Annotated in this window: 20 protein-coding genes; 7 read left to right on the plus strand and 13 right to left on the minus strand. The window is 35.1% G+C overall.

The genetic code is table 11. The annotated features are described in order from the left end of the window. Positions 1 to 2 precede the first annotated feature (2 nt). Both N4270_RS15495 and N4270_RS15500 read left to right on the plus strand, forming a co-directional pair. Positions 3 to 761: an RDD family protein gene (locus tag N4270_RS15495; RefSeq protein ID WP_260098261.1), complete on the plus strand. Its 759-nt coding sequence runs from the start codon at positions 3 to 5 to the stop codon at positions 759 to 761. Between the two features lie 116 nt (positions 762 to 877). Beyond that, positions 878 to 1,498, plus strand: coding sequence for a trimeric intracellular cation channel family protein (locus tag N4270_RS15500; RefSeq protein ID WP_260098262.1), 621 nt, complete (start codon positions 878 to 880; stop codon positions 1,496 to 1,498). Here the strand turns inward: N4270_RS15500 and N4270_RS15505 are convergent. The 5 genes from N4270_RS15505 to N4270_RS15525 all read right to left on the minus strand — a co-directional run bounded on the left by N4270_RS15505 (position 1,495) and on the right by N4270_RS15525 (position 6,614). Next, a complete protein-coding gene (locus N4270_RS15505) occupies positions 1,495 to 1,848 on the minus strand; it encodes a VOC family protein (RefSeq protein ID WP_260098263.1) in 354 nt (117 codons plus the stop codon). The genes N4270_RS15500 and N4270_RS15505 overlap by 4 nt on opposite strands. An 82-nt stretch (positions 1,849 to 1,930) precedes the next feature. Next, positions 1,931 to 4,084, minus strand: a complete 2,154-nt coding sequence (locus tag N4270_RS15510) for a M3 family metallopeptidase (protein ID WP_260098264.1) — start codon at positions 4,082 to 4,084, stop codon at positions 1,931 to 1,933. Positions 4,085 to 4,200: 116 nt separating this feature from the next. After that, entirely contained in the window at positions 4,201 to 4,908 is a 708-nt protein-coding gene (locus N4270_RS15515) for a peptidylprolyl isomerase (protein ID WP_260098265.1), read from the minus strand. Positions 4,909 to 4,993: 85 nt separating this feature from the next. After that, the gene (locus N4270_RS15520; protein WP_260098266.1) at positions 4,994 to 5,833 is read right to left on the minus strand and encodes a T9SS type A sorting domain-containing protein; all 840 of its coding nucleotides are present in this window, start codon (positions 5,831 to 5,833) and stop codon (positions 4,994 to 4,996) included. 4 nt (positions 5,834 to 5,837) lie between these two features. Next, positions 5,838 to 6,614 carry a hypothetical protein gene (locus N4270_RS15525; protein ID WP_260098267.1) on the minus strand — a complete coding sequence of 259 codons (777 nt, stop codon included), beginning with the start codon at positions 6,612 to 6,614 and terminating at the stop codon, positions 5,838 to 5,840. Positions 6,615 to 6,794: 180 nt separating this feature from the next. Here N4270_RS15525 and N4270_RS15530 point away from each other — a divergent pair, with 180 nt between their 5' ends. Together N4270_RS15530 and N4270_RS15535 are read left to right on the plus strand one after the other, a co-directional pair. Beyond that, positions 6,795 to 7,433, plus strand: a complete 639-nt coding sequence (locus N4270_RS15530; protein WP_260098268.1) for a CoA pyrophosphatase — start codon at positions 6,795 to 6,797, stop codon at positions 7,431 to 7,433. 47 nt (positions 7,434 to 7,480) lie between these two features. Continuing rightward, positions 7,481 to 8,278, plus strand: coding sequence for a 1-acyl-sn-glycerol-3-phosphate acyltransferase (locus N4270_RS15535; protein ID WP_260098269.1), 798 nt, complete (start codon positions 7,481 to 7,483; stop codon positions 8,276 to 8,278). A 14-nt stretch (positions 8,279 to 8,292) separates the two neighbouring features. On the opposite strand, the gene N4270_RS15540 is transcribed toward N4270_RS15535, so the two are convergent. Both N4270_RS15540 and N4270_RS15545 read right to left on the minus strand, forming a co-directional pair. Next, positions 8,293 to 8,931 (minus strand): hypothetical protein, encoded by a 639-nt coding sequence (locus N4270_RS15540; RefSeq protein ID WP_260098270.1) that lies wholly within the window; start codon positions 8,929 to 8,931, stop codon positions 8,293 to 8,295. Between the two features lie 4 nt (positions 8,932 to 8,935). After that, complete coding sequence (locus N4270_RS15545) at positions 8,936 to 9,430, minus strand: RNA polymerase sigma factor (protein ID WP_260098271.1); 495 nt, start codon at positions 9,428 to 9,430, stop codon at positions 8,936 to 8,938. Positions 9,431 to 9,563: 133 nt separating this feature from the next. On the opposite strand from N4270_RS15545, the gene N4270_RS15550 reads away from it, so the two are divergent. Further along, entirely contained in the window at positions 9,564 to 10,835 is a 1,272-nt protein-coding gene (locus N4270_RS15550) for an NAD(P)/FAD-dependent oxidoreductase (RefSeq protein WP_260098272.1), read from the plus strand. A gap of 38 nt (positions 10,836 to 10,873) precedes the next feature. Here N4270_RS15550 and N4270_RS15555 read toward each other — a convergent pair whose 3' ends face one another. Next, positions 10,874 to 11,542, minus strand: coding sequence for a lysoplasmalogenase (locus tag N4270_RS15555; RefSeq protein ID WP_260098273.1), 669 nt, complete (start codon positions 11,540 to 11,542; stop codon positions 10,874 to 10,876). Positions 11,543 to 11,685: 143 nt separating this feature from the next. Between N4270_RS15555 and N4270_RS15560 the strand changes: the two genes are divergently transcribed. Then, positions 11,686 to 13,836 carry a TonB-dependent receptor gene (locus N4270_RS15560; protein ID WP_260098274.1) on the plus strand — a complete coding sequence of 717 codons (2,151 nt, stop codon included), beginning with the start codon at positions 11,686 to 11,688 and terminating at the stop codon, positions 13,834 to 13,836. 76 nt (positions 13,837 to 13,912) lie between these two features. On the opposite strand, the gene N4270_RS15565 is transcribed toward N4270_RS15560, so the two are convergent. Together N4270_RS15565 and N4270_RS15570 are read right to left on the minus strand one after the other, a co-directional pair. Continuing rightward, positions 13,913 to 14,875 (minus strand): DUF2268 domain-containing protein, encoded by a 963-nt coding sequence (locus N4270_RS15565; protein ID WP_260098275.1) that lies wholly within the window; start codon positions 14,873 to 14,875, stop codon positions 13,913 to 13,915. A gap of 59 nt (positions 14,876 to 14,934) precedes the next feature. Beyond that, complete coding sequence (locus N4270_RS15570) at positions 14,935 to 15,489, minus strand: thioredoxin family protein (protein ID WP_260098276.1); 555 nt, start codon at positions 15,487 to 15,489, stop codon at positions 14,935 to 14,937. Between the two features lie 39 nt (positions 15,490 to 15,528). Here N4270_RS15570 and N4270_RS15575 point away from each other — a divergent pair, with 39 nt between their 5' ends. Next, positions 15,529 to 15,864 (plus strand): tRNA-binding protein, encoded by a 336-nt coding sequence (locus N4270_RS15575; RefSeq protein ID WP_260098277.1) that lies wholly within the window; start codon positions 15,529 to 15,531, stop codon positions 15,862 to 15,864. Between the two features lie 2 nt (positions 15,865 to 15,866). On the opposite strand, the gene N4270_RS15580 is transcribed toward N4270_RS15575, so the two are convergent. The 3 genes from N4270_RS15580 to N4270_RS15590 all read right to left on the minus strand — a co-directional run bounded on the left by N4270_RS15580 (position 15,867) and on the right by N4270_RS15590 (position 20,675). Continuing rightward, positions 15,867 to 18,371 carry a M14 family metallopeptidase gene (locus N4270_RS15580; protein ID WP_260098278.1) on the minus strand — a complete coding sequence of 835 codons (2,505 nt, stop codon included), beginning with the start codon at positions 18,369 to 18,371 and terminating at the stop codon, positions 15,867 to 15,869. Between the two features lie 82 nt (positions 18,372 to 18,453). Continuing rightward, positions 18,454 to 18,849: a PUR family DNA/RNA-binding protein gene (locus tag N4270_RS15585; protein ID WP_260098279.1), complete on the minus strand. Its 396-nt coding sequence runs from the start codon at positions 18,847 to 18,849 to the stop codon at positions 18,454 to 18,456. Positions 18,850 to 18,920: 71 nt separating this feature from the next. Further along, positions 18,921 to 20,675 (minus strand): ABC transporter ATP-binding protein, encoded by a 1,755-nt coding sequence (locus tag N4270_RS15590; RefSeq protein ID WP_260098280.1) that lies wholly within the window; start codon positions 20,673 to 20,675, stop codon positions 18,921 to 18,923. Positions 20,676 to 20,767 lie beyond the last annotated feature (92 nt).

Consider the following 20,767-nt stretch of genomic DNA (forward strand, 5'->3'; position numbering starts at 1 on the left):
TAATGGTAGAGTTACAAATAAATACGACACAAAACGTTAATATAAATTTCATCGCTGCGAGTGTTGGTGAACGCATATTAGCTTACATTATCGATTTGGTAATTAAAATTGCTTACATCGTTGTTGTCTATCAAATTACCTTTAATTTATTTGCTATTGATCGTATGATTGAAGATATGGATCAATGGTCGCAAATAGCCATTGTGGTCTCCTTTTATTTACCGGTTGTGTTTTATTCCTTAATTTTTGAAACCTTTTTAGATGGCCAAACAATTGGGAAGCGAATTATGAAAATTAAAGTCGTTAAAATTGATGGTTATCAAGCGGCTTTGGCCGATTATCTCGTGCGTTGGTTTTTTAGGATTGTCGATTTAAATATGATGTCTGGTGTTGTGGCTTTAATCGCTATTGTTACCAGTAAAAAGAGTCAGCGTTTGGGAGATATGACTGCGGGAACTTCGGTAATTACACTTAAAAATAACGTTAATATCAATCATACGATTTTAGAAGAATTGGATGATAGTTATAAGCCAACCTATCCTAACGTGATTAAGCTGTCTGACAATGATGCGCGTATCATTAAAGAAACTTATGTGAGAGCTAAGGCTTCAAAAGATTACGAAACGCTTGTGAAACTGCGTAAAAAGGTAGTAGAAGTCGTTGAGATAAAAGATTATAATGGATCTGATATTCAGTTTATTGACACCATTTTAAAAGATTACAACTATTATACAGGCGCTAGTGTTGGTAAGCTGTTTTAAACTTTTTTTAGTTTAAAAATTCTGTGAATGTGTTGTTTATACTAACACTATTTTTTACCATTCTTAGTGAAATATCAAATTAGCAAGCTACCTTTGCACCACCTATAAAACAACTTATGTTTTTTCAAGTTATCGATATTTTAGGAACCATTGCTTTTGCCATTTCAGGAGTTTTGGTAGCACTCAATAAGCGAATGGATCCTTTTGGTGTGCTTATTATTGCATTTGTTACCGCTGTTGGAGGTGGTACCTTACGAGATGTGATGATTGGTATACATCCTGTGTCGTGGATGACCAACATGACTTATGTCTATGTTATCATTGCTTCAGCTGTTTTTGCTGTTTTACTTCGGAAAAAAATAAACTACTTAAGAACCTCGCTTTTTTTATTTGATACCATCGGTATAGGATTATACACTGTCGTTGGCATCGAAAAAGGCATAGTTGCCGGTTTGCATCCTATCATTTGCATCGCACTCGGAACGATGACAGCTTGTTTTGGAGGTGTTTTAAGAGATATCTTATGTAATGAGATTCCGGTAATTTTCAGAAAAGAAATTTATGCCACGGCTTGTATTTTAGGCGGACTCACATATTTCCTGCTACGTGAATTTATGGACGACACTAATTTTATCTTTATAATTGCAGGTGTCATTGTGATTTCGGTACGATTAATCGCTGTTAAATTTAAAATTAGCTTACCAAGTTTATATACTAAAGAAGAGGGCGATAATTAAACAGCTTGACCGAAAGTGAGTAAATTAGAATCGGGATCTAATACAGAAAATTCTAATTGTCCCCAAGGTTGTTGTTTTAGAGAACCATTTGGATGAATGGCGATATGTTTAGCTATAAGCGTTTGATAAAAAGTTTCAATATCATCTAATCTGATGTAGACTTGCCCATAATTTTCTAACGGATTGAGTGTCTTGAATTCAAAAAAATGAAGCTCGATAGCATCCATTTTAAGCATCAGGTAACCTTCATAATCGACATCACCTAAGGTTTTAAAACCTAAACTTTTATAGAAAGCTTTGGTAGCAGATTTTTGACGCATCGGAAGTTTAGGATGAATATGAGTAAGCATGAGTCTTTTGATATTAAGGTTTATGGTCCCATCAGCCAAATTACAACAGACTGATGGGAAGTGACTATTTTTTTATTCAGTATTATTCTGAAGGTATCGGAAATCCTCGATCTCGCATTAAAGCTTCAATTTTAGCATCACGACCTCTAAACAAGCGATAGGCTTCAGCAGGATCCATAGAATTTCTAGGCGCGAATAAATACTTCACTAATTTTTCAGAAATCCCTTTATCGTAAAAACCGCCTGGCGCTTCTTTAAACGCTTCAGATGCATCACTTGTTAAGACATCAGCCCACATATAACCATAATACGCTGTTGCATAACCTTCACCTGAAAATACATGTCCAAAATGCGGTGTTCTATGACGCATAGGTAATTCTTCAGGCATGTTTAATTCGGCCAAAGTCTCACGCTCAAATTGGTCGATGTCGATAGCTGTAGGGTCGGCTAAATGTAATTTCATATCAATTAAAGCCGAAGCCAGATATTCGGTAGTTGCAAAGCCTTGATTAAAGGTCGATGCTTTTTTAATTTTCTCAACTAATGAAGCAGGAATAGGTTCTCCTGTTTTGTGATGTACTAAAAACTGATTAATCACTTCATCGGTAGATAACCAGCGTTCTAATAATTGCGATTGGAATTCGGTATAATCTCTTACACCACCATTTAAGGTTGGATATTTAACATTGCTTGAAAAGAAATGTAGAGCGTGACCAAATTCGTGAAAGAAAGTTTCGGCATCATCCCAAGATACTAAAACAGCTTCACCTGGAGCAGGTTTTACAAAATTAGAATTGTTAGACGCCAGCACATTAGTTTCGCCTTGAAAAGAGGTATAACTTCTGTAAGTGGTTGCCCATGCTCCCGAACGTTTTCCTTGACGTGCAAAGGGATCAAGATACCATAAGCCGATGTGCTTTCCAGTAGTTTTATCGCTTACTTCCCAAACCTTCACATCCTCATGAAATACCGGAACTTTACCGTCTTCAACAGGTGTGAATTTATAATTAAATAAACGTCCGGCCGTGTAAAAAAGGGCTTCTGTTAATTTATCCAACTGAAGGTATTGCTTTACTTCGTCACTATCTAAATCGTATTTTTTCTGTCTCACTTTCTCAGCATAAAAGCGGTAATCCCAAGGTTCAATCTTTAGTTGATCGCCATTGGCATCTGCAACCGCTTGCATATCGGCAACTTCTTCTTCAACCCGAGCAATAGCTGCAGGCCAAACCGCTTCCATTAAAGCCATAGCATTTTCGGGCGTTTTTGCCATACGATCTTGTAAACGCCATTCGGCATAATTATCATAACCCATTAAGGAAACGCGTTCTTTTCTGAGTTTTAAAATTTCTGCAATGATTTGGTTGTTATCGTATTCGTCACCATTATCACCACGAGAATAGTAGTTGGACCAGACAATTTTTCTCAAGTCACGTTCTGTAGAATAGGTTAAAAAAGGATCCATTGACGACCGTGTATTGGTAATGGCATATTTACCTTCTTCACCTTTATCTGCGGCGATTTTTGCAGCCGAATTAATAAACGATTCAGATAAACCACCCAGTTGATTTTTATTGAGGTAGGTGACATAGTTTTCTTCGTCATGAAGTACATTGTTAGAAAATTTGGTATACAACGACGACAATTCTTTATTGATTTCGGCATAGCGCTTTTTCTTTTCGGCATCGAGATTCGCACCATTCATTTCAAATTGCTTGTAAACGAGGTCTACAACACGTTGTTGATCTTCAGCTAGAGGTGCTTTTTTAGACGCTTCATAAACCGCTTTGATACGTTTAAATAAAGCCTCGTTTTGAGATATTTTTGAACGGTAATCAGACAGTTTTGGTGCTAATTCGGTTTGAATGTCTCGAAATTCAGGAGATGATTTGTTACTACTAAAAATTCCGTAGTAAGTGAAGACATCATTGAGTTTATCTCCAGAAGCTTCCAGAGCTACAATTGTATTTTCAAATGTTGGAGCTTCATTAGTATTGGCAATCGCATCTATTTCTTTTAAACTGAGTTCCATTCCAGTTTCCATAGCCTCCTTAATAGCGTTTACATTCATTTGATCAAATGCAGGTACACCTTGATAAGGACCTGTCCATTCTTGTAAAAGCACATTGTCATAGTTGTTTGTCGCCATTTTTTCTTCAGAATTTTTATCGTCTTTGCAACCTGCAAACAGAATAATGCTAAACAGAAGTACAGCATTTAGGGATTTAGAAATCATTAGTTTATTGGTATTGGTTTGACGTGATTAAGGTACTTAAATTTAAAGATACTTGCTGTTGCAGTTGTGTTAAATATTACCTTTTTAAATCTTTGAGTTGGATATAGAAATCAAGACTATTCTAAAATCTCTACCTTACGAATGTACACATTATCGTGCGGCCAGTCGCCATCATCGGTTTCTACCTTTGCAATTTTATCGGCGACCTCTAATCCGCTAATCACTTTTCCGAAGATGGTATAGTCACCATCCAATTGATATACATCTCTTAGTGTTATAAAAAATTCATAGGGCGAGGCCAGTTTATAGGGGTTTTCTATATCGCTACTCGGCATAGAAATTACACCTCTGTCATGACGAAAACCGCGTTTGGTATCGGTTGGTAGTAAGTATTTACCAATATAACGGCGCTTTTTCATAACGTCTCGATCATCGGTACTACCACCTTGAATAATGTAATTGTCAATCACACGATAAAACTGTGTGTTGTCAAAATAGCCTTTCTTAATAAGGTAAATAAAGTTGGCGCGATGAAATTTTGTTTCATTGAATAATAAAATATCAATATTACCAAAGTCGGTAACGATACGGACTTTATTTTCTTTATGCTCTTTTTCATAATGCAAAAAGAATTCCATAGCATTGTCTTTGGTCAATAGGAATGGTTCTTCTTTGGCTTCGGAAGCCGTATCGGTATTTGCTTTAAAAGTCTCTGTTTTGAGTTGTGTAGAATCTATGGTTGCGGTAGGTGTTTTTTTCTTAGAATGTTTATCTTCACAGTTGAAAATCAGTGTGCAAAAAACTACAAGTAAAAATAAGCGCATAAACGATTTTGTTGATATATTTCAAAAATATAAAAAGTTGATTAGATTGACTAATCAGCTATCTATGTTGAATTATTATAAAGTTCTAGTTTAGAACTACATTCTTGTATTGTATTGTGCCATCTTTCAGAATGACTTTGAGTATATAATATCCTCTTGGTAAGTCATTTACATCCAGTAAATGTTTAGAAACATTAAGTTTTTTAGCATTGAGTTTTTTATTTCCATAGATATTGTATAACTCTATGGAAGAGATTTTGGTGTTTTCGATTGAAACATGCAGTTTCTCTTTTGCAGGATTTGGTATTAAAATTATATCTTTCAATATAGTTTCATAGCTATTTGTAGCGTCGGCATACCTTTCACTTGCAGGAGGATCACACCCTTCTATATATGCTCTAAAAGTCGATCCAGCTTTAGCATGAAAATTTGGCGATAATTTCACAAATTTTACTGAGTCATATTCGGCATTTGCACCATTCTCTATTTTATTAGTTGCAATTATAGTATTACTCGATTCTTGAATATCATTTTCACCTGTATCCACTGTTTGGGTTATAACTAAATCTGCAGGACATGTTGGACAATCTTCAAATTGTAAATTTTTTACTGCGGTTCCTAAGCATTCAAAAACTTCAGAAGTACATACATCTGCTACAACTACATAATCAGAAGTAATCGTGAAAATATTAATACCATCAGAAAAAGGAGTGCCTGGTAATGAAATATAAATAAAAAATGCAGTAGAGCAACCCGTTGGAATAGTAAAGCTATATTCATTGCAATTACCCGTTGGAGTAATTGAGTTAATTATATTATCAGCTAATTGTTGGTGAGTAAAATTACACGGGTTTGCTTGAGCAAAGGTATTACTATTAATAAACAATAGTATTGGAAAAACTACTTTATATATTAAATGATTCATATCACTATTGTCTTTTAATTAGCTGAGCCTCTAGGGCTTTAATACGTTTCTCTTGTTCAATAGTGTACAATGTCAATTCTTCAATTTTTTGTAATAATAGTGTCGTCATTTCTTTAAGTTGCATACCTTCTTTTTTAATTTCGGATGCACTAGGTATTTCGGGTAGATGATAATACTCTTTAATGAAAGCTTCAACTTCCTCAAGAGTAGGCATTTTATAATCTTCTTTTAATAAAGAAAAGCCGTTATAGTATTTTTGGAACACGTAATCTGGTGCTACATTTTGAATAACTTCAACTTCCTGACATAGAATTTTTCCTCTTACAGACAATTTTTCAGTTGGATTTATAGTTCCTATACCAATGTTACCAGTTTCTCCGTCAATAGACATTCTTGTAATTCCGGTATTAACGCCACCAATTCTAAAATTCATTTGACTTTTATGATTAATAGAGTTGAATGTGTCTTTGGTTACAACTTCAATACGACTAGCTTGATAATAAAAATGCGGAGTAGTACCATCAAAACCTGAAAAAATTATAGATCCTAAAATTCTATTTTTTCCTATAGCTAATTCACTTCCCATGAAGCCATCAGATGACTTGAAATTAATTACTGGATGTGCATTACCGTTGACATTATTTCCATGATGAGAAAAAATAGTCATTCCTGGGTATGGAACGTTTTGATTTTCAATTACAATATTATCATCGATAGTTTGTTGTCCAATTGATATTTGATGAGTAATTAAAATAGTCGTTAATAAAATTAATTTTTTCATAATAAATAAGTTTAATGATTAAGTTAGTAAGCTACAAAACTTAATAACGAATAGGTGTTAAATTTTAATCAATAAGTTGTTGTTGTTTAGGGTTTTAATTACGGTTTTTCCGTAGTTTTTATGTCTGATGCGTGTTTGAAGTGTGAGTTTTGTTTTGCTTAAAATGTCTATCTTAGCTAAATGAATTTTAATGAATTTATAAACCAACTTCAAGAGGTCAAAAATCTAAATCTTCCAGGAGAGCAATCGCAATTTAAAATGTCGCCGCCTTTCCGTGAGAAGCTTCAAGAGGCTAACAAAGAAAAAATGAAAAACGCCAAAAAAGCTGGTGTTATGGCTTTGTTTTATCCGAAACAGAATGAAACGTATTTAATTCTTATCCTCAGAAAAACCTATAAAGGCGTACATTCGGCTCAAGTAGGCTTTCCTGGTGGCCGATTTGAAAACGATGATCCTAACTTAGAATATACAGCATTAAGAGAGACTTTTGAAGAAGTTGGTGTTGCTGTAGATACAGTGGAGGTAATGAAACCTCTAACGCCATTGTATATTCCGCCAAGTAACTTTACGGTAGCGCCTTTTCTGGGAATAACTCAGCAAACGCCTGCATTTGTAAAACAAGATGAAGAGGTCGAAGATTTGATAGAAGTAAAACTTAGCGATTTACTTGACGATGCTAATATAACCGATGTAGGTGTGATGACCTCTTATGAAGTTGAACTCGAAGTTCCTGCGATATTACTTAACGGACATGTAGTTTGGGGCGCAACAGCGATGATGCTTAGCGAATTAAAAGACTTGTTAAAAATGGTGATGTAAGCAGCAGTTTTTTGTAAGTTTGTCTTTCCGCTAATAACTAACACTGCATGGGATTATTTAAAAGAAACCCTTTTGGGCACATACTTTTTGTAAAAAAATGGCTAATAAGAATCCTTGGTCTCCTAACACACCGAAGATTTAGAGGCTTTAACGAATTACAGATTGAAGGGTCTGATATCATAAAAAACCTTCCAGATACTAATGTTCTTTTTATATCAAATCATCAAACATATTTTGCTGATGTGATAGCCATGTTTCACGTGTTTAATGCCAGTTTAAGTGGCCGATTAGATAATATAAAAAATGTGGGCTACCTTTGGAATCCTAAGCTCAATATGTACTACGTTGCTGCTAAGGAAACGATGAAATCGGGTTTGATTCCGAAGATTTTTGCCTACACAGGTTCTATAAGTATCGAACGTACGTGGAGAGCAGAAGGTAAGGATGTAAATCGTCAGGTGAAAATGAGTGATATTACCAGTATCAAAAAAGCACTAGATGATGGTTGGGTAGTTACATTTCCGCAAGGAACCACAACACCTTTTAAGCCTATTCGGAAAGGAACAGCTCATATTATTAAACAGTACAAACCCGTTGTTGTACCTATAGTTATTGACGGCTTTAGACGCTCATTTGATAAAAAAGGTTTACGTGTTAAAAAGAAAAATGTCTATCAGACTTTTGAAGTAAAGGAACCATTGCAAATCGATTATGAGAATGAATCAATTGCTGAGATTGTTGAAAAAATAGAATATGCTATTGAGCAACATCCTTCGTTTTTAAAGGTCATTCCGCAAGAAGTACTTGAAGAACAAGAGCGTCTTAATAAACTCAGAGATTGGTAATTTGTTCTAAGAATCTATACTTCTAATTTTTTAAGTTCCTTGTAATTTTTATTGAGTCGTCGCAGTAAAATACCGTAAATAATGCGATAGAATAGCCAAAATATAAGTAAAAATCCAAGTGTAAATAAAATCATAAGCGTTGTTGCTATAAACATTTGCTTATCTGAAAACTCAGCAAATTGTTGCGATACTTCAGGGTTCACATACACCATATAATAAAGACCAAAAGCCATGGATAAAAAAGCGACTACCAGATTATAAATCACGTAGTACTTGATTATTTTTCTGGTATTTAAAATGTTTTTAAGTAGACGTTTGGCATTGTCGGTGACAGAAATTGATTTATAAGATTTATATAGCAGGTATACAAATGCTAGTATTACAGCATAGCCAAAAAGTGTAATCGCCAGTAAAATAGTACTGTTACCATACATAGCTGCCAAGTCTGCACGATATTCTTCCGAAGAAAAATAAGGAATACTATTAATAATCACCCAAAAAATAAGTTCGGCAATACTTATGTAAAACAAGGTTTTAACAATCGATGACGATTTTTTGTGCATCATCGGATAAATTTCCTCACTAGATAGTGCGGGTTCGTTTTTTGAACGATCAGATTGCCAGTCTTTTTTTAATAATTCTAATTCATCCATAGTGTTACGGATTTAATATTGTTTTTAATTTTTTCTTTACCCTATTCATTTTGACGCGAGCATTAACTTCACTTATACCTAGGGTTTCACTTATTTCGTTATAATTCTTGTCTTCTAAATATAAAAACACCAAGGCTTTTTCAATATCATTTAACTGGTGTACAGCCTTGTATAATAATTTGAGCTGTTGTTCTTCTGTGTCATCATATGCTTCAGCCTTAATCTTAAAAGAAACACTTTCAAATTCTTGTGTTTTAATGCTTCGTTTTGACTTTCGATACAGGGTAATCGCTGTATTTAAGCCCACACGATACATCCAGGTACTAAACTTAGCATCGCCTCTAAACTTAGGATATGCCTTCCATAACTGTATTGTAATCTCTTGAAACAAGTCATTGTGCGCATCTTGATTATTGGTATATAATCGGCAAACTTTATGCACAATGTTTTGATGCTTCTCAAGCAATTCTACAAAACTATGTTCGAGTTCTTTGTTCAAATTTGATTAGTTAGTTATCTATATGTAGCATTAAAATTTAAAATGTTACACTGGATGAAACATTAATTCAAAAATAAGGATTTACCAGCCGTAAATCGTATCTTTGTAAAAGACATTTTAAGAGTGTTTTTTTATGAATATTCCTGAATCAAAGTTCCCCAGAATCGTTATCATAGGAGGCGGTTTTGCAGGTGTTAATCTAGCAAAATCACTAGCCAACAAAGACGTACAAGTCGTATTACTAGACAAGCACAATTACCATACATTTCAACCTTTATTATATCAAGTTTCAAGTTCTGGATTAGAACCCGATTCGATTGCTTACCCGCTTCGGAAAATTATAAAAAAGCACAAAAACTCTTACTTTAGACTTGCTGAGGTTCAACAAATCAAATCCGAAGAAAAAGAAATCATAACCTCCATAGGAACACTCGCCTTTGATTATCTGATCATCGCTACCGGAACTCAAACAAATTATTTTGGTAATACGGCTATTGAAGCTCATAGTATGCCGATGAAAACGGTACCACAAGCTCTCAATATTAGAAGTCTGATTCTTCAAAATTTTGAAAAAGCAACAATTACGCATTCAGATGAAGCACGACATGCCTACTTGAATTTTGTGATTGTTGGTGGCGGACCAACAGGAGTGGAGTTGGCAGGTGCTTTTGCCGAACTCAAAAACCACATTCTCCCAAGAGATTATCACGATTTAAATAGCAGTGATATGCAAATTCACTTATTAGAAGGTGCAGATAGAGTATTGCCTCCAATGAGTGCACATGCCTCTAAAAAAGCAGAGACTTTTCTTAAAAGTCTCGGTGTTCAGGTCCATACCAATACATTTGTAAAAGATTACGATGGTAAGCGCGTGACTACCAACTCTGATCTCGAATTGCAAACCGAAACACTTATTTGGGCAGCAGGAGTCACGGGTGCGCCTGTTAACGGACTTAAAGCCGAAGCTCTTCTCGAAAATGCAAATCGCTATAAGGTGAATCGCTTTAATCAAATTGAAGGTTATGACAGCATTTTTGCTGTTGGAGATATTGCTTTAATGCCTACCGAAAATTATCCTAAAGGACATCCGCAGGTTGCTCAGCCAGCAATTCAGCAAGGGCAACTATTGGGAAAAAATCTTATGAGAATTATCAATAATCAAGCTCCAAAACCATTTACTTACAACGATAAAGGGTCTATGGCAACCATTGGTCGTAATAAAGCGGTAGTCGATTTAAAACATTTCAAGTTTGGCGGATTTTTTGCTTGGTTTATCTGGATGTTCATCCACCTAATGTCCCTTGTTGGTTTTAGAAATAGAGTCATCGTATTCTTTAACTGGACCTATAATTATATTAATTTTGATAAGGCTGCCCGACTCATTATCAGGCCTTTTAAAAAGTAGATTTTGGCGTTTCCATCCTTGTCTGCTGACAGGCAGGCTTAACGCTGCTTTTTAGTGAGCTTTAAAATTCCGATAACAATTAAAAATTGAGCTAAAGCATAAGTGGTCATAATACTAATATTAGAATAGACTAATGGTTCATAAAACTTGTTCAGAGCTAATATACTATCAGATATCATAAACAATATAGCTCCTGCAAAAACTAATAAAAAGCTTTGTTTAGGAACACTACCTTGTCGCAAAAAAGCAGTTGTAGACATTCCCAAAATCACTAACATATAAACAATAACAGGAATAAGCATATCGTTTAAGCCATCCTTCAAAATATAGAATAAACAACCTGCATAAATAAGAAGTAACCCTATAAAAACTAGTGGGTTTTTATGACGATTTCTATGCTTTAAAAAAAGGAGTATATAAAACATATGAGCTATTAAAAACGCAATTAAGCCAAACATAAAAAGCTCTGGATGCCATGTTTCAAATATGAGTAGTATATCTCCAATCCATGACGCAATTAATGCAACCAAAGTTAAATGCCTTACGCCTTTGTCTAAATGCGCACTTTGTTTCCAGAAAAAAACCAGTAACATACCAACAATGGCTGGTTTGGTGATATAATGGTAGACCATTAATGAATCATAGCTAGTACATATTAATTCTGCAATGACAATAAGACTAAATGCTAGGCTGAATTTTTTTTCCATAGGATTAAGCATACGTATTGGGTTTTTTCAAAAATATACATTTCAGTATTGATTTTTGACAATTCGGTCGTATAGAATTTTTACCGAAACACTTTTGTAACATCTTTGACCCATCAAAAAACGAATAGTTAAAATCATCAACCATGCAATCAATCATTAAATTATTAATTCTTTTAATCAGTTCTGTAGTTTTTTCGCAAACAACCATTAGCGGGAAAGTTACCGATTCCAAAAACCAACCCATCCTAGGTGCTAATGTATATCTCGACGGCACTTACGATGGAGACACTACTAACGATCTAGGTGAATTCAGTTTTTCAACCGAAACTACTGGTGCACAACGTTTAATTATTTCCTATTTATCTTATGAAACCAAAACCATAGCTGGTGAGGTTTCGACATTAAACAACCTAAATATCATACTCAAAGAAGATATGGAAACCTTAGATGCTGTGGTGATATCTGCAGGAACTTTTGAAGCCAATGATAATAGTAAAGTGTCAGTGCTTAAACCATTAGATGTTGTAACAACGGCTAGTGCTTTAGGTGATTTTGTGGGCGCATTACAAACGCTTCCAGGTACTTCAACGGTGGCAGAAGATGGTCGTTTATTTGTTAGAGGAGGCGATGCCAATGAAACCCAAATTTTTATTGACGGGATTCGTGTATTTACACCATTCTCCCCAACAGCGAATAACATTCCCACCCGAGGGCGTTATTCACCATTTTTATTTGACGGCATCACATTTTCTACTGGAGGTTACTCTGCCGAATATGGTAATGCCTTATCTAGTGTACTCTTGTTAAACACCATAGACGAACCAGATCAAGAAAAAACAGATATCGGAATAATGACTGTTGGTGCCAGTTTAGGGCGCACCGAAAAATGGGATAAAAGTTCTTTAAGTGTGAATGCTTCTTATATCAATTTGGCACCTTATTTAGCTGTTTTTTCTGATAGAAACGACTGGGAAAAACCTTATGAAGGTGCTCAAGGTGAAGCTGTTTTTCGGCAGAAACTCAATAGCGGAATGCTAAAATTTTATGCTGCTTTTGATGTGTCAGATTTTGATTTAACCCAAGATGATATCAATATCACTGAAGGCGTTCGCTACAAATTAAATAATAAAAACTTTTATGCTAATACCTCGTATCATGGTGTTCTAGGCAGTGGTTGGTCCATGCAAACAGGTTTGAGTTATACCATAGGAAGAACCGATGTGAATGTGGTGGGTAGTGATATTGCTAGTGATGAAAATTCGGCACATATGAAACTGAAACTTAAAAAGCGTTTTAACAGCCGATTCAAATTGAACTTTGGAGTTGAGCACTTGACAACCCAATTCGATGAAAGGTTTTCTGATGATAGTTTTAATGCGGCTTACGGATTTAATAACAACAATACCGGACTCTTTTTAGAATCGGATATTGTATTCAGCAAAAACCTTGCTTTAAAAGTAGGTATGAGAGGTGATAATTACGCTTTATCTGATGCTTTCAAAGTAGCGCCAAGAGCTTCTATTGCTTATAAGACTTCAGAAAATAGCCAGCTGTCTTTGGCATATGGTGATTTTTATCAAAATGCCAATTCTTCAGTTTTGAAGTTTGATTCCGATATAGAAACTCAGCATACCAAACACTATATTATGAACTATCAGTTTGTTAATGACGGACGCATATTTAGGGCTGAGGTGTATAGAAAAGACTATGATAATCTGGTGAAATTTGATACCGAATTTGAAAGCTTTGATAGTAATTATGACAATTCAGGGTCTGGTTTTGCGCAAGGCTTGGATCTTTTCTGGAGAGATAATAGTAGCATTAAAAATTTAGATTACTGGTTGAGTTATTCGTTTTTAGATACCGAACGTGATTATCGTAATTACCCAACAAAAGCACAACCCAGTTTTGCGAATACACATAATTTTTCTGCAGTGGCTAAATACTGGATTGAAGATTGGAAAAGTCAGGTAGGTTTTAGTTATACCTTTGCGTCTGGTCGTCCTTATAATAATCCAAATACAACCGATTTTCTTGGTGAAATGACTAAGAGTTATAATAGTATTAGCTTGAACTGGGCCTATTTGTTGAGTCCGCAAAAAATACTTTACCTCTCAGTTAATAATGTACTTGGCTTTAAAAATATCAATGGGTATCAATATGCTAATACGCCCGATATGAATGGTAATTTTAACAGACGCACCATTCGACCAGCAGCCGATCAGTTTTTCTTTATTGGCTTCTTCTGGACAATTAGTGAAGATGGAACCGATAATCAGTTGGATAATCTATAAGAACTAGTGGCGCTCGTTTAGTACGAGCGCCACTAGTTTAAGGTTTAAGTATAAACATTCCGAAGCCTACAGTAATTCACAAACCGCCATTATAATTACTCAATTCTAAAAGCCTTTCACTATTAGTGCTGTCTAGCATAAATTTGATGGCTTTCACTTTGTCTTCAGCATCATTATAATACTTTTCACAAATTTTAAAACCCATAAAATAGCCTAAATCTGGCGGGATATCTGTTCGGTCATAATTATAAAACCAATCGGTTTTGATGTAATGATACCTAATATCTAAATCGGTTTGAAATTTTGCCCATAATTGACTTTCATTCATTTCACCATAGGCATAAGTTTCTTGCAACGAGGACGGTAACTTTCCCGTTTGTAAATACATTAAAAAGTCGGCAGATCCTTCGCAAATCGATTTTGATAATAGGTTTCGTGTATTGATGTTTTTCTGGTTGACGTGTACTTGCTCATGTACAACAAGCGGAATCAATGAGTTATGGTCGTTAATATTGTGTAATTGATCGTCACTAAATAAAAAAGCCGATTCGGTTTGGTCGCTTTTCGCATTTTTTTCCAGCTGAATAATCATGGTGCTGTCAATAACTGTTCCGGCACGTTTAAACTGTCCAATAACAAAATAAATATCGGTAAATGTAGCATCAGGATAGAGTGTTTTAAATGCGTTAAGATGCTCTCTGATTTTTGTTGTATCATTTTTAGAATTGAGTGTCACCGATTTAATCGAATTAAAAAAGACCGTGTCTTTTAAATAGGTTGCATAATTAGCCGCAGTGAGCTTGTCTTTTTCAATCAATAACTTTAGGCCTTTACTACTTTTATCGATGTAATACTCTTGAATAATTTTGGTGCGTTCTTCGTAATCTCTAACATTTTTTACTTTGTCATATGCATTCCAGAAATTATCAATATCAGAAAAATTCATCGTGATGGAATCACAATCTTTTGAAGTGTCACTACAATTAAAAATTAATAAAACAGAAAGAAAAAAGATAAGTAGATGACAAGGTAATCTCATGAGGCTAGTTTTATTGACAACGAGAATTTTCAGGAATTATTTTGAAAAGCTAAGACTGTTTATTTCCATTTAATATTACAACCAATACTAGGTTTTTGAACTTCGGAAACAGGTTGGTTCTCTAAGATGTTATCTAAAGCATTTTTAAGATCTTTACCGCTTACAGGAATTCCGTTTCCAGGTCTTGAATCATCTAACTGACCTCGATAGACTAAGGTTAAATTTTTATCGAATACATAAAAATCTGGCGTACAAGCCGCATCATAAGCTTTAGCAACCGCTTGTGTTTCATCGTATAAATAAGGGAATATAAAATCGTTGTCTATAGCATTTTGCTTCATGTTTTCTGGACTGTCAGATGGATATTTGTCGGCATCATTACTGGAGATAGCAATGCAATTGATTCCTTTAGAAATGTATTGTTTTGCTAATTCAGATAGCGTTTCGTTAACATGCTTTACAAACGGACAATGGTTACAGATGAACATGATAACGGTTCCGTTTAAACCTTTAGCATTTTCTAAGTTAATTAGCGTATCGTCAACAGTATTTAATAGATTGAAATCTGGAGCTTTGGTGCCCAAAGCTAACATATTTGAAGGCGTCATTGCCATAGTTGTAAAAGGTTTTAAATTAATTTGTAAGTTTACTGAATGGATAAGATAATAACTTTCGAAGACTTTACAAAAGTAGATTTACGTATAGGAACCATCATTGAAGTTAATGATTTTCCTGAAGCCAGAAATCCAGCTTATCTGCTTGTTATAGATTTTGGGGATTTAGGACTTAAAAAATCGTCAGCACAAATAACAAAACGCTATCAAAAAGACGAACTTCTTCAACGGCAAATCGTGGCTGTTGTTAATTTTCCGAAAAAACAAATCGCTACATTTATGAGTGAATGTCTGGTGGTTGGCGCTGTTGATGGCAAGGACGTAATTTTACTTCATCCAGAGAATAAAGTCAAAAATGGTAGTACTGTTTCTTAATATTATAATTCATTCCTAAAGAAAATAGCATTCATTAATAGTTTATTAGTGCCATACCAGAAAGCTCTAAAGTTGGTGTTATCAGTAAACACAACGACGTTACCTCGACCTAAACCTTTAGCTTTAAAAGGGACTGATAAGCTTAAGCTGTCTAAATTGGGTTTAGAAATATAACCACTTAATAAAGGGTTCTTAGTATACCGAATCGGGTTATTATAACTCTGTTTGTCAGCTTTCATAAACATGGTATTATTTCTAAATAAGGCAATTTTATCCGATTTATACCCAAAGTTTATAGGATGAGACCGATCTATATCGGCTTCAAAAATAGCACCACCAATCACCTGAGCACCTCTAAAATCACCACGCTGCTCAAATGTAACGTCTTTGGCATCATGTGTCATTTTTTTGAAATCTAATTTGATAAACTCATTAGCTTTTAGCCAGTTTAATGCACTTCGGTAACCAATTAATGTACCACCATTTTGAACCCATTCTTTTAGTTTTTTTGCAACATTCGAGCCTGCAGAACCGCTTGGTAAGATGATCGTATTATAGCGGTCTAAATCCACCCGGTTTAAAGATCTGGTGTCTAGTTTGGTTAATTGCATGGCATAACGCTGGTCAAATAAATGCCAGATTTCGCCGGCATCACTACTTCGAATACCGTCACCTACAATTAATGCCACTTTTGGTTGTTGTAAGGCTCTAAATTGATTACTTCCCAAATCAATACCTTCTGTGAGTCCCGTATCTACAGCTGATATTTCTAAATGATTGTCTTTTGCCACTTGTGTTAAAAAAGAATAAAGTGCATCGGCCGATTTATTCTGATTTTGAACAGGAATCAATATGGTTCCGTAGTCATAAGCCTTTCCATTCATGCTAAAACGCTTCATCCCAACTTTGGCTCTTAACCCGCTTCCTAAGATAGTGTTTAGGGCTTTTGGCGCATAGTATTCATGCCATTCCATCAGATAGGCGTAATTGCTTTTTGCTGAAACGGTTCCTGTTTTAAATTCTAGATGATCCACTTTGGCACCTGCGTTTGACATTGAAACGCCTTCAGCATAATCGACACCAAATGCTAAAGGGAAGGTCCAGGCAGACACATCATAAAACAAACTGTCCTGAAATGTGGTTCGTTTTTCAAACATGGCATTGATTAAGCGTGTGTTTTTTTGATGCTTCGGAATGATATAAGCATGGGCTTTCTTGAATTGTTTTCCCTGATTGGTAAAATCAGATTTTAATTCGTGAAATTCAATATGATGACGCTTTAAAATTTCGGCCAAATGATAGGTTTTTGCGGCATCTTTTTCATCGCCAAAAACGATCGCTTTGCCATGTTCTTTAGAAGCTTCTGCTCGTGCATTTTTATAAAAATCGTGCTGGTATTGTAAGATGTCTTCACGCATGCCTTTTGCAGCATCTAAAGTAGATAAGGCCGCAGTAAACTGATTTCGAATGGTAAACGGAAAGGTGAGAATTCCATTGGCACTTTCCTGAATGTGTCCGCGAGAACTGGCTTGTTCAAATAAAATACCAATCCCTCCATTAATATCAGGAAAAGTAGAGCCCTTTCCGTAGTAAAAGTCATCAAAACTTTCTTCGGTATAATATAAGGAGCCAATTTTATCTAAGGCTTTTGCATGATAGTTTCCTATGTTTTTGGTCAGTTCTTGATTGAGTTTTGGCGTTAATGGATGTGTTCGTGACGGGATTCCGGGTTGAAAAAAGAAACTTGCATTAGTACCCATTTCATGATGGTCTGTTAATATATTAGGGAGCCATTGATGAAAACTCGCGATACGAACACGAGATTCTGGTAGCTGAACTGGTAACCAGTCCCGATTCATATCAAACCAGTAATGATTGGTTCTGCCGCCAGGCCATACTTCGTTATATTCTCTATCGTTTGGATCTGGATTTAAATGCTCACTTCGGTTGGTGTTTGCCCAATAAGCAAAACGTTGTAAGCCATCCGGATTAAGTGAAGGATCAAATAAAATAACCGTTTGGTCGAGGAGTTCTTTGAGATCATTACTTTGGGCAGCAGCAAGATAATAAGCAACTAATAATGCTGCATTAGAGCCGCTGGGTTCATTGCCATGAATAGAAAACCCTTGATATACAACTATGGGTCTGTTACTTGTGTTTACTGAATTGCTTTCGGTTTGCGCAATATGTGTTTGCCTTATACTTTCAAGATTGGTATGATTTTCGGGACTTGTTATGGTGAGTAGGAGCAGTGGTCTGCCTTCAAAAGTTGTCCCTCTATTTTCAATACTAATTCTATCTGAAGCTGCAGCCAAGACTTGCATGTATTGAACTAACTTATCATGAGTAATATGCCATTCACCTACTTGATGTCCAATGACTGATTCTGGTGTTGGAATGTTTGTGTTGTAGCTTGTATTCTGCGGAAGGTAATACGATAAATCAGGTGTAGATTGTGCATTCATTTGAAAACAGATGAATGCCAATAATAGGAATGTAAGTCTCATATCTGAAAGTTAGTTAGATTATAAAAATAAAAAAACCGCTATTCATAGAATAGCGGTTTGGTATAATTTAACACTTAGTTGTTTAGATATCTTCAAAGTTGATGTCTGTAAACTTATCTGCCGAATCATCAATAGATTCACCGCCTTCGGCTAAATCATCATTAGATGCGTAGTCTTCTTTTTTAAAGTCTTTTTGATGACGTTCACTAATAACTTCGTCTCCCTTTTCAGAAATTATATAGTCTGTCATTTCTCGTAAAATCTCATTAAATTCAGAGAAATCCTCTTTGTATAAATAGATTTTGTGTTTTTTGTAATGGAAAGAGCCATCATCGTTAGTGAACTTTTTACTTTCTGTGATTGTAAGATAGTAATCTCCAGCTTTGGTCGCTCTTACATCAAAAAAATAGGTTCTCCTACCTGCTCGTAATACTTTCGAGTAAATTTCCTCTTTTTCCATCATTCCGTGATCACTCATAGCTAATTTGTAGTTTTTTTGTTTGATTGTGCATCAAAAATCTAAAAAAAAAGATTAGTAACCAACAAAAATTATAATTCTTTTGTGCTAAGTTGCTTTAGGTAGAGTTCTTTGTAGTAACCATCTGAGTTAACGAGAGATTCATGTGTGCCATTTTGAATGATTTTACCATTTTCGAGCACAATAATTTTATCAGCATCTTTAGCAGAAGACACACGGTGACTCACAATGATGGTTGTTTTACCTACTGTGATTTTCCGAAGACTTTTCAGTATTTTCTCTTCGGTTTCGGTATCAACAGCCGATAAGCAATCGTCAAACAACATAATTTCAGGTGTTTTAATAATAGCTCTCGCGATAGAAATACGTTGTTTTTGTCCGCCCGAAAGCGTGATGCCTCGTTCTCCTAATTTGGTTTGATAGCCATTTTTAAACCCTTTAATGTTTTTATGAACATCACTTAATTTAGCAGCATTAATCACCTCTTCTTCAGACGCATCACCTTTACCAAATTTGATATTGTTTTCTATGGTGTCCGAAAATAAGAACGCATCTTGAGGAACGTAACCAATATGCTCTCTTAAACTTTGCAGGTTAATTTGATCTACGGGAACACCATCAATTTTAATTGTACCTTCTTGTACGTCATACAACCGACCAATAAGATCTAGAATGGTAGATTTTCCAGATCCTGTTTTTCCCAAAATAGCCAAGGTTTCTCCTTTTTGAATTTCAAAACTCACACCATCAAGGGCTGTAATATTTGTATCAGGATAGGTATAAGTGACCTTGTCAAATACAATATTTCCGTTGATATGAGAAGGTGTAGGGTTGTTGTTTTTAATTTCGGGCTCTTCCTTTAAAAACTCATTAATACGCTTTTGTGAAGCTTCCGCTTGTTGTACCAGATTGGTAACCCAGCCTACCGTAGCAACAGGCCAAGTTAACATATTGACATAGATTAAAAATTCAGCAATGGTGCCTATTTCTTTAATTTCACCATTTATATATTGCATCCCACCAATGTAAGCAACCAATATATTACTGATTCCAATAAGTAAAATCATCGATGGAAAAAATAAGGCTTGAACTTTAGTAAGGTCAATTTGCTTTTGTTTGCTGGTTTCAGAAAGCGCATTAAACTCATCATAGTTTTCGCGTTCTATTCCGTAGGATTTAATGACCGATATACCACTAAACGATTCTTGAGTATAGGTTGATAAATGCGATAAATATTCTTGTACAATTCTACTGCGTTTGTTAATGATGCTACTCAGTTTGTAAATAATAAAAGAGAGTACAGGTAAAGGAAGTACAGTGTATAATGTGAGTTTTGGCGCGACACTTAGCATGTAAATCAAGGCGACAATAAATAATGTAACGGTATTAATGGTGTACATAATAGCTGGACCTGCATACATTCTAACTTTACCAACATCTTCGCTAATTCGGTTCATTAAATCACCTGTTCTGTTAGACTTGTAAAAGTTTAGAGATAGGTTTTGATATTGTTGATAGACTTCGTTCTTCAGGTCGTATTCTATATAGCGCGAAACATTAATAATGGTTTGACGCATTAAAAACGTAAAAATACCAGTAATCACAGCAGCGCCAATGAGGTAGAGAATATTCATAGCGAGTTCCTGTTTAAACACCTCATTAGTGATATCGCCTTTAATGGCGTCAGAAATGGTTGTAATCGCTTTTCCAATAAATCTCGGTGTGAATAAGGCAAATATTTTGGCGCCAATGGTAATTAATACACCAAATAAGAGTCTTTTACGATACTTATAAAAATATTTGTTAATATGTTTAAGCTCTTTCATCTATAAGTTGAGGGCTGATTTTTAGCAATTTGACATTTTAGCACACTAAATGTTGCTAATACTCTAATATTAAATTATTTTTGCTCGCTATT

The organism is Psychroserpens sp. SPM9 (assembly GCF_025153525.1).
Classification (GTDB): domain Bacteria; phylum Bacteroidota; class Bacteroidia; order Flavobacteriales; family Flavobacteriaceae; genus Psychroserpens.

Bases quoted from the DNA above. Each gene is read 5' to 3' on its own strand.
- N4270_RS15495 (WP_260098261.1), top strand. From the start codon at position 3: ATGGTAGAGTTACAAATAAATACGACACAAAACGTTAATATAAATTTC.
- N4270_RS15500 (WP_260098262.1), top strand. From the start codon at position 878: ATGTTTTTTCAAGTTATCGATATTTTAGGAACCATTGCTTTTGCCATT.
- N4270_RS15505 (WP_260098263.1), bottom strand. From the start codon at position 1,848: ATGCTTACTCATATTCATCCTAAACTTCCGATGCGTCAAAAATCTGCT.
- N4270_RS15510 (WP_260098264.1), bottom strand. From the start codon at position 4,084: ATGATTTCTAAATCCCTAAATGCTGTACTTCTGTTTAGCATTATTCTG.
- N4270_RS15515 (WP_260098265.1), bottom strand. From the start codon at position 4,908: ATGCGCTTATTTTTACTTGTAGTTTTTTGCACACTGATTTTCAACTGT.
- N4270_RS15520 (WP_260098266.1), bottom strand. From the start codon at position 5,833: ATGAATCATTTAATATATAAAGTAGTTTTTCCAATACTATTGTTTATT.
- N4270_RS15525 (WP_260098267.1), bottom strand. From the start codon at position 6,614: ATGAAAAAATTAATTTTATTAACGACTATTTTAATTACTCATCAAATA.
- N4270_RS15530 (WP_260098268.1), top strand. From the start codon at position 6,795: ATGAATTTTAATGAATTTATAAACCAACTTCAAGAGGTCAAAAATCTA.
- N4270_RS15535 (WP_260098269.1), top strand. From the start codon at position 7,481: ATGGGATTATTTAAAAGAAACCCTTTTGGGCACATACTTTTTGTAAAA.
- N4270_RS15540 (WP_260098270.1), bottom strand. From the start codon at position 8,931: ATGGATGAATTAGAATTATTAAAAAAAGACTGGCAATCTGATCGTTCA.
- N4270_RS15550 (WP_260098272.1), top strand. From the start codon at position 9,564: ATGAATATTCCTGAATCAAAGTTCCCCAGAATCGTTATCATAGGAGGC.
- N4270_RS15555 (WP_260098273.1), bottom strand. From the start codon at position 11,542: ATGGAAAAAAAATTCAGCCTAGCATTTAGTCTTATTGTCATTGCAGAA.
- N4270_RS15560 (WP_260098274.1), top strand. From the start codon at position 11,686: ATGCAATCAATCATTAAATTATTAATTCTTTTAATCAGTTCTGTAGTT.
- N4270_RS15565 (WP_260098275.1), bottom strand. From the start codon at position 14,875: ATGAGATTACCTTGTCATCTACTTATCTTTTTTCTTTCTGTTTTATTA.
- N4270_RS15570 (WP_260098276.1), bottom strand. From the start codon at position 15,489: ATGGCAATGACGCCTTCAAATATGTTAGCTTTGGGCACCAAAGCTCCA.
- N4270_RS15575 (WP_260098277.1), top strand. From the start codon at position 15,529: ATGGATAAGATAATAACTTTCGAAGACTTTACAAAAGTAGATTTACGT.
- N4270_RS15580 (WP_260098278.1), bottom strand. From the start codon at position 18,371: ATGAGACTTACATTCCTATTATTGGCATTCATCTGTTTTCAAATGAAT.
- N4270_RS15585 (WP_260098279.1), bottom strand. From the start codon at position 18,849: ATGAGTGATCACGGAATGATGGAAAAAGAGGAAATTTACTCGAAAGTA.
- N4270_RS15590 (WP_260098280.1), bottom strand. From the start codon at position 20,675: ATGAAAGAGCTTAAACATATTAACAAATATTTTTATAAGTATCGTAAA.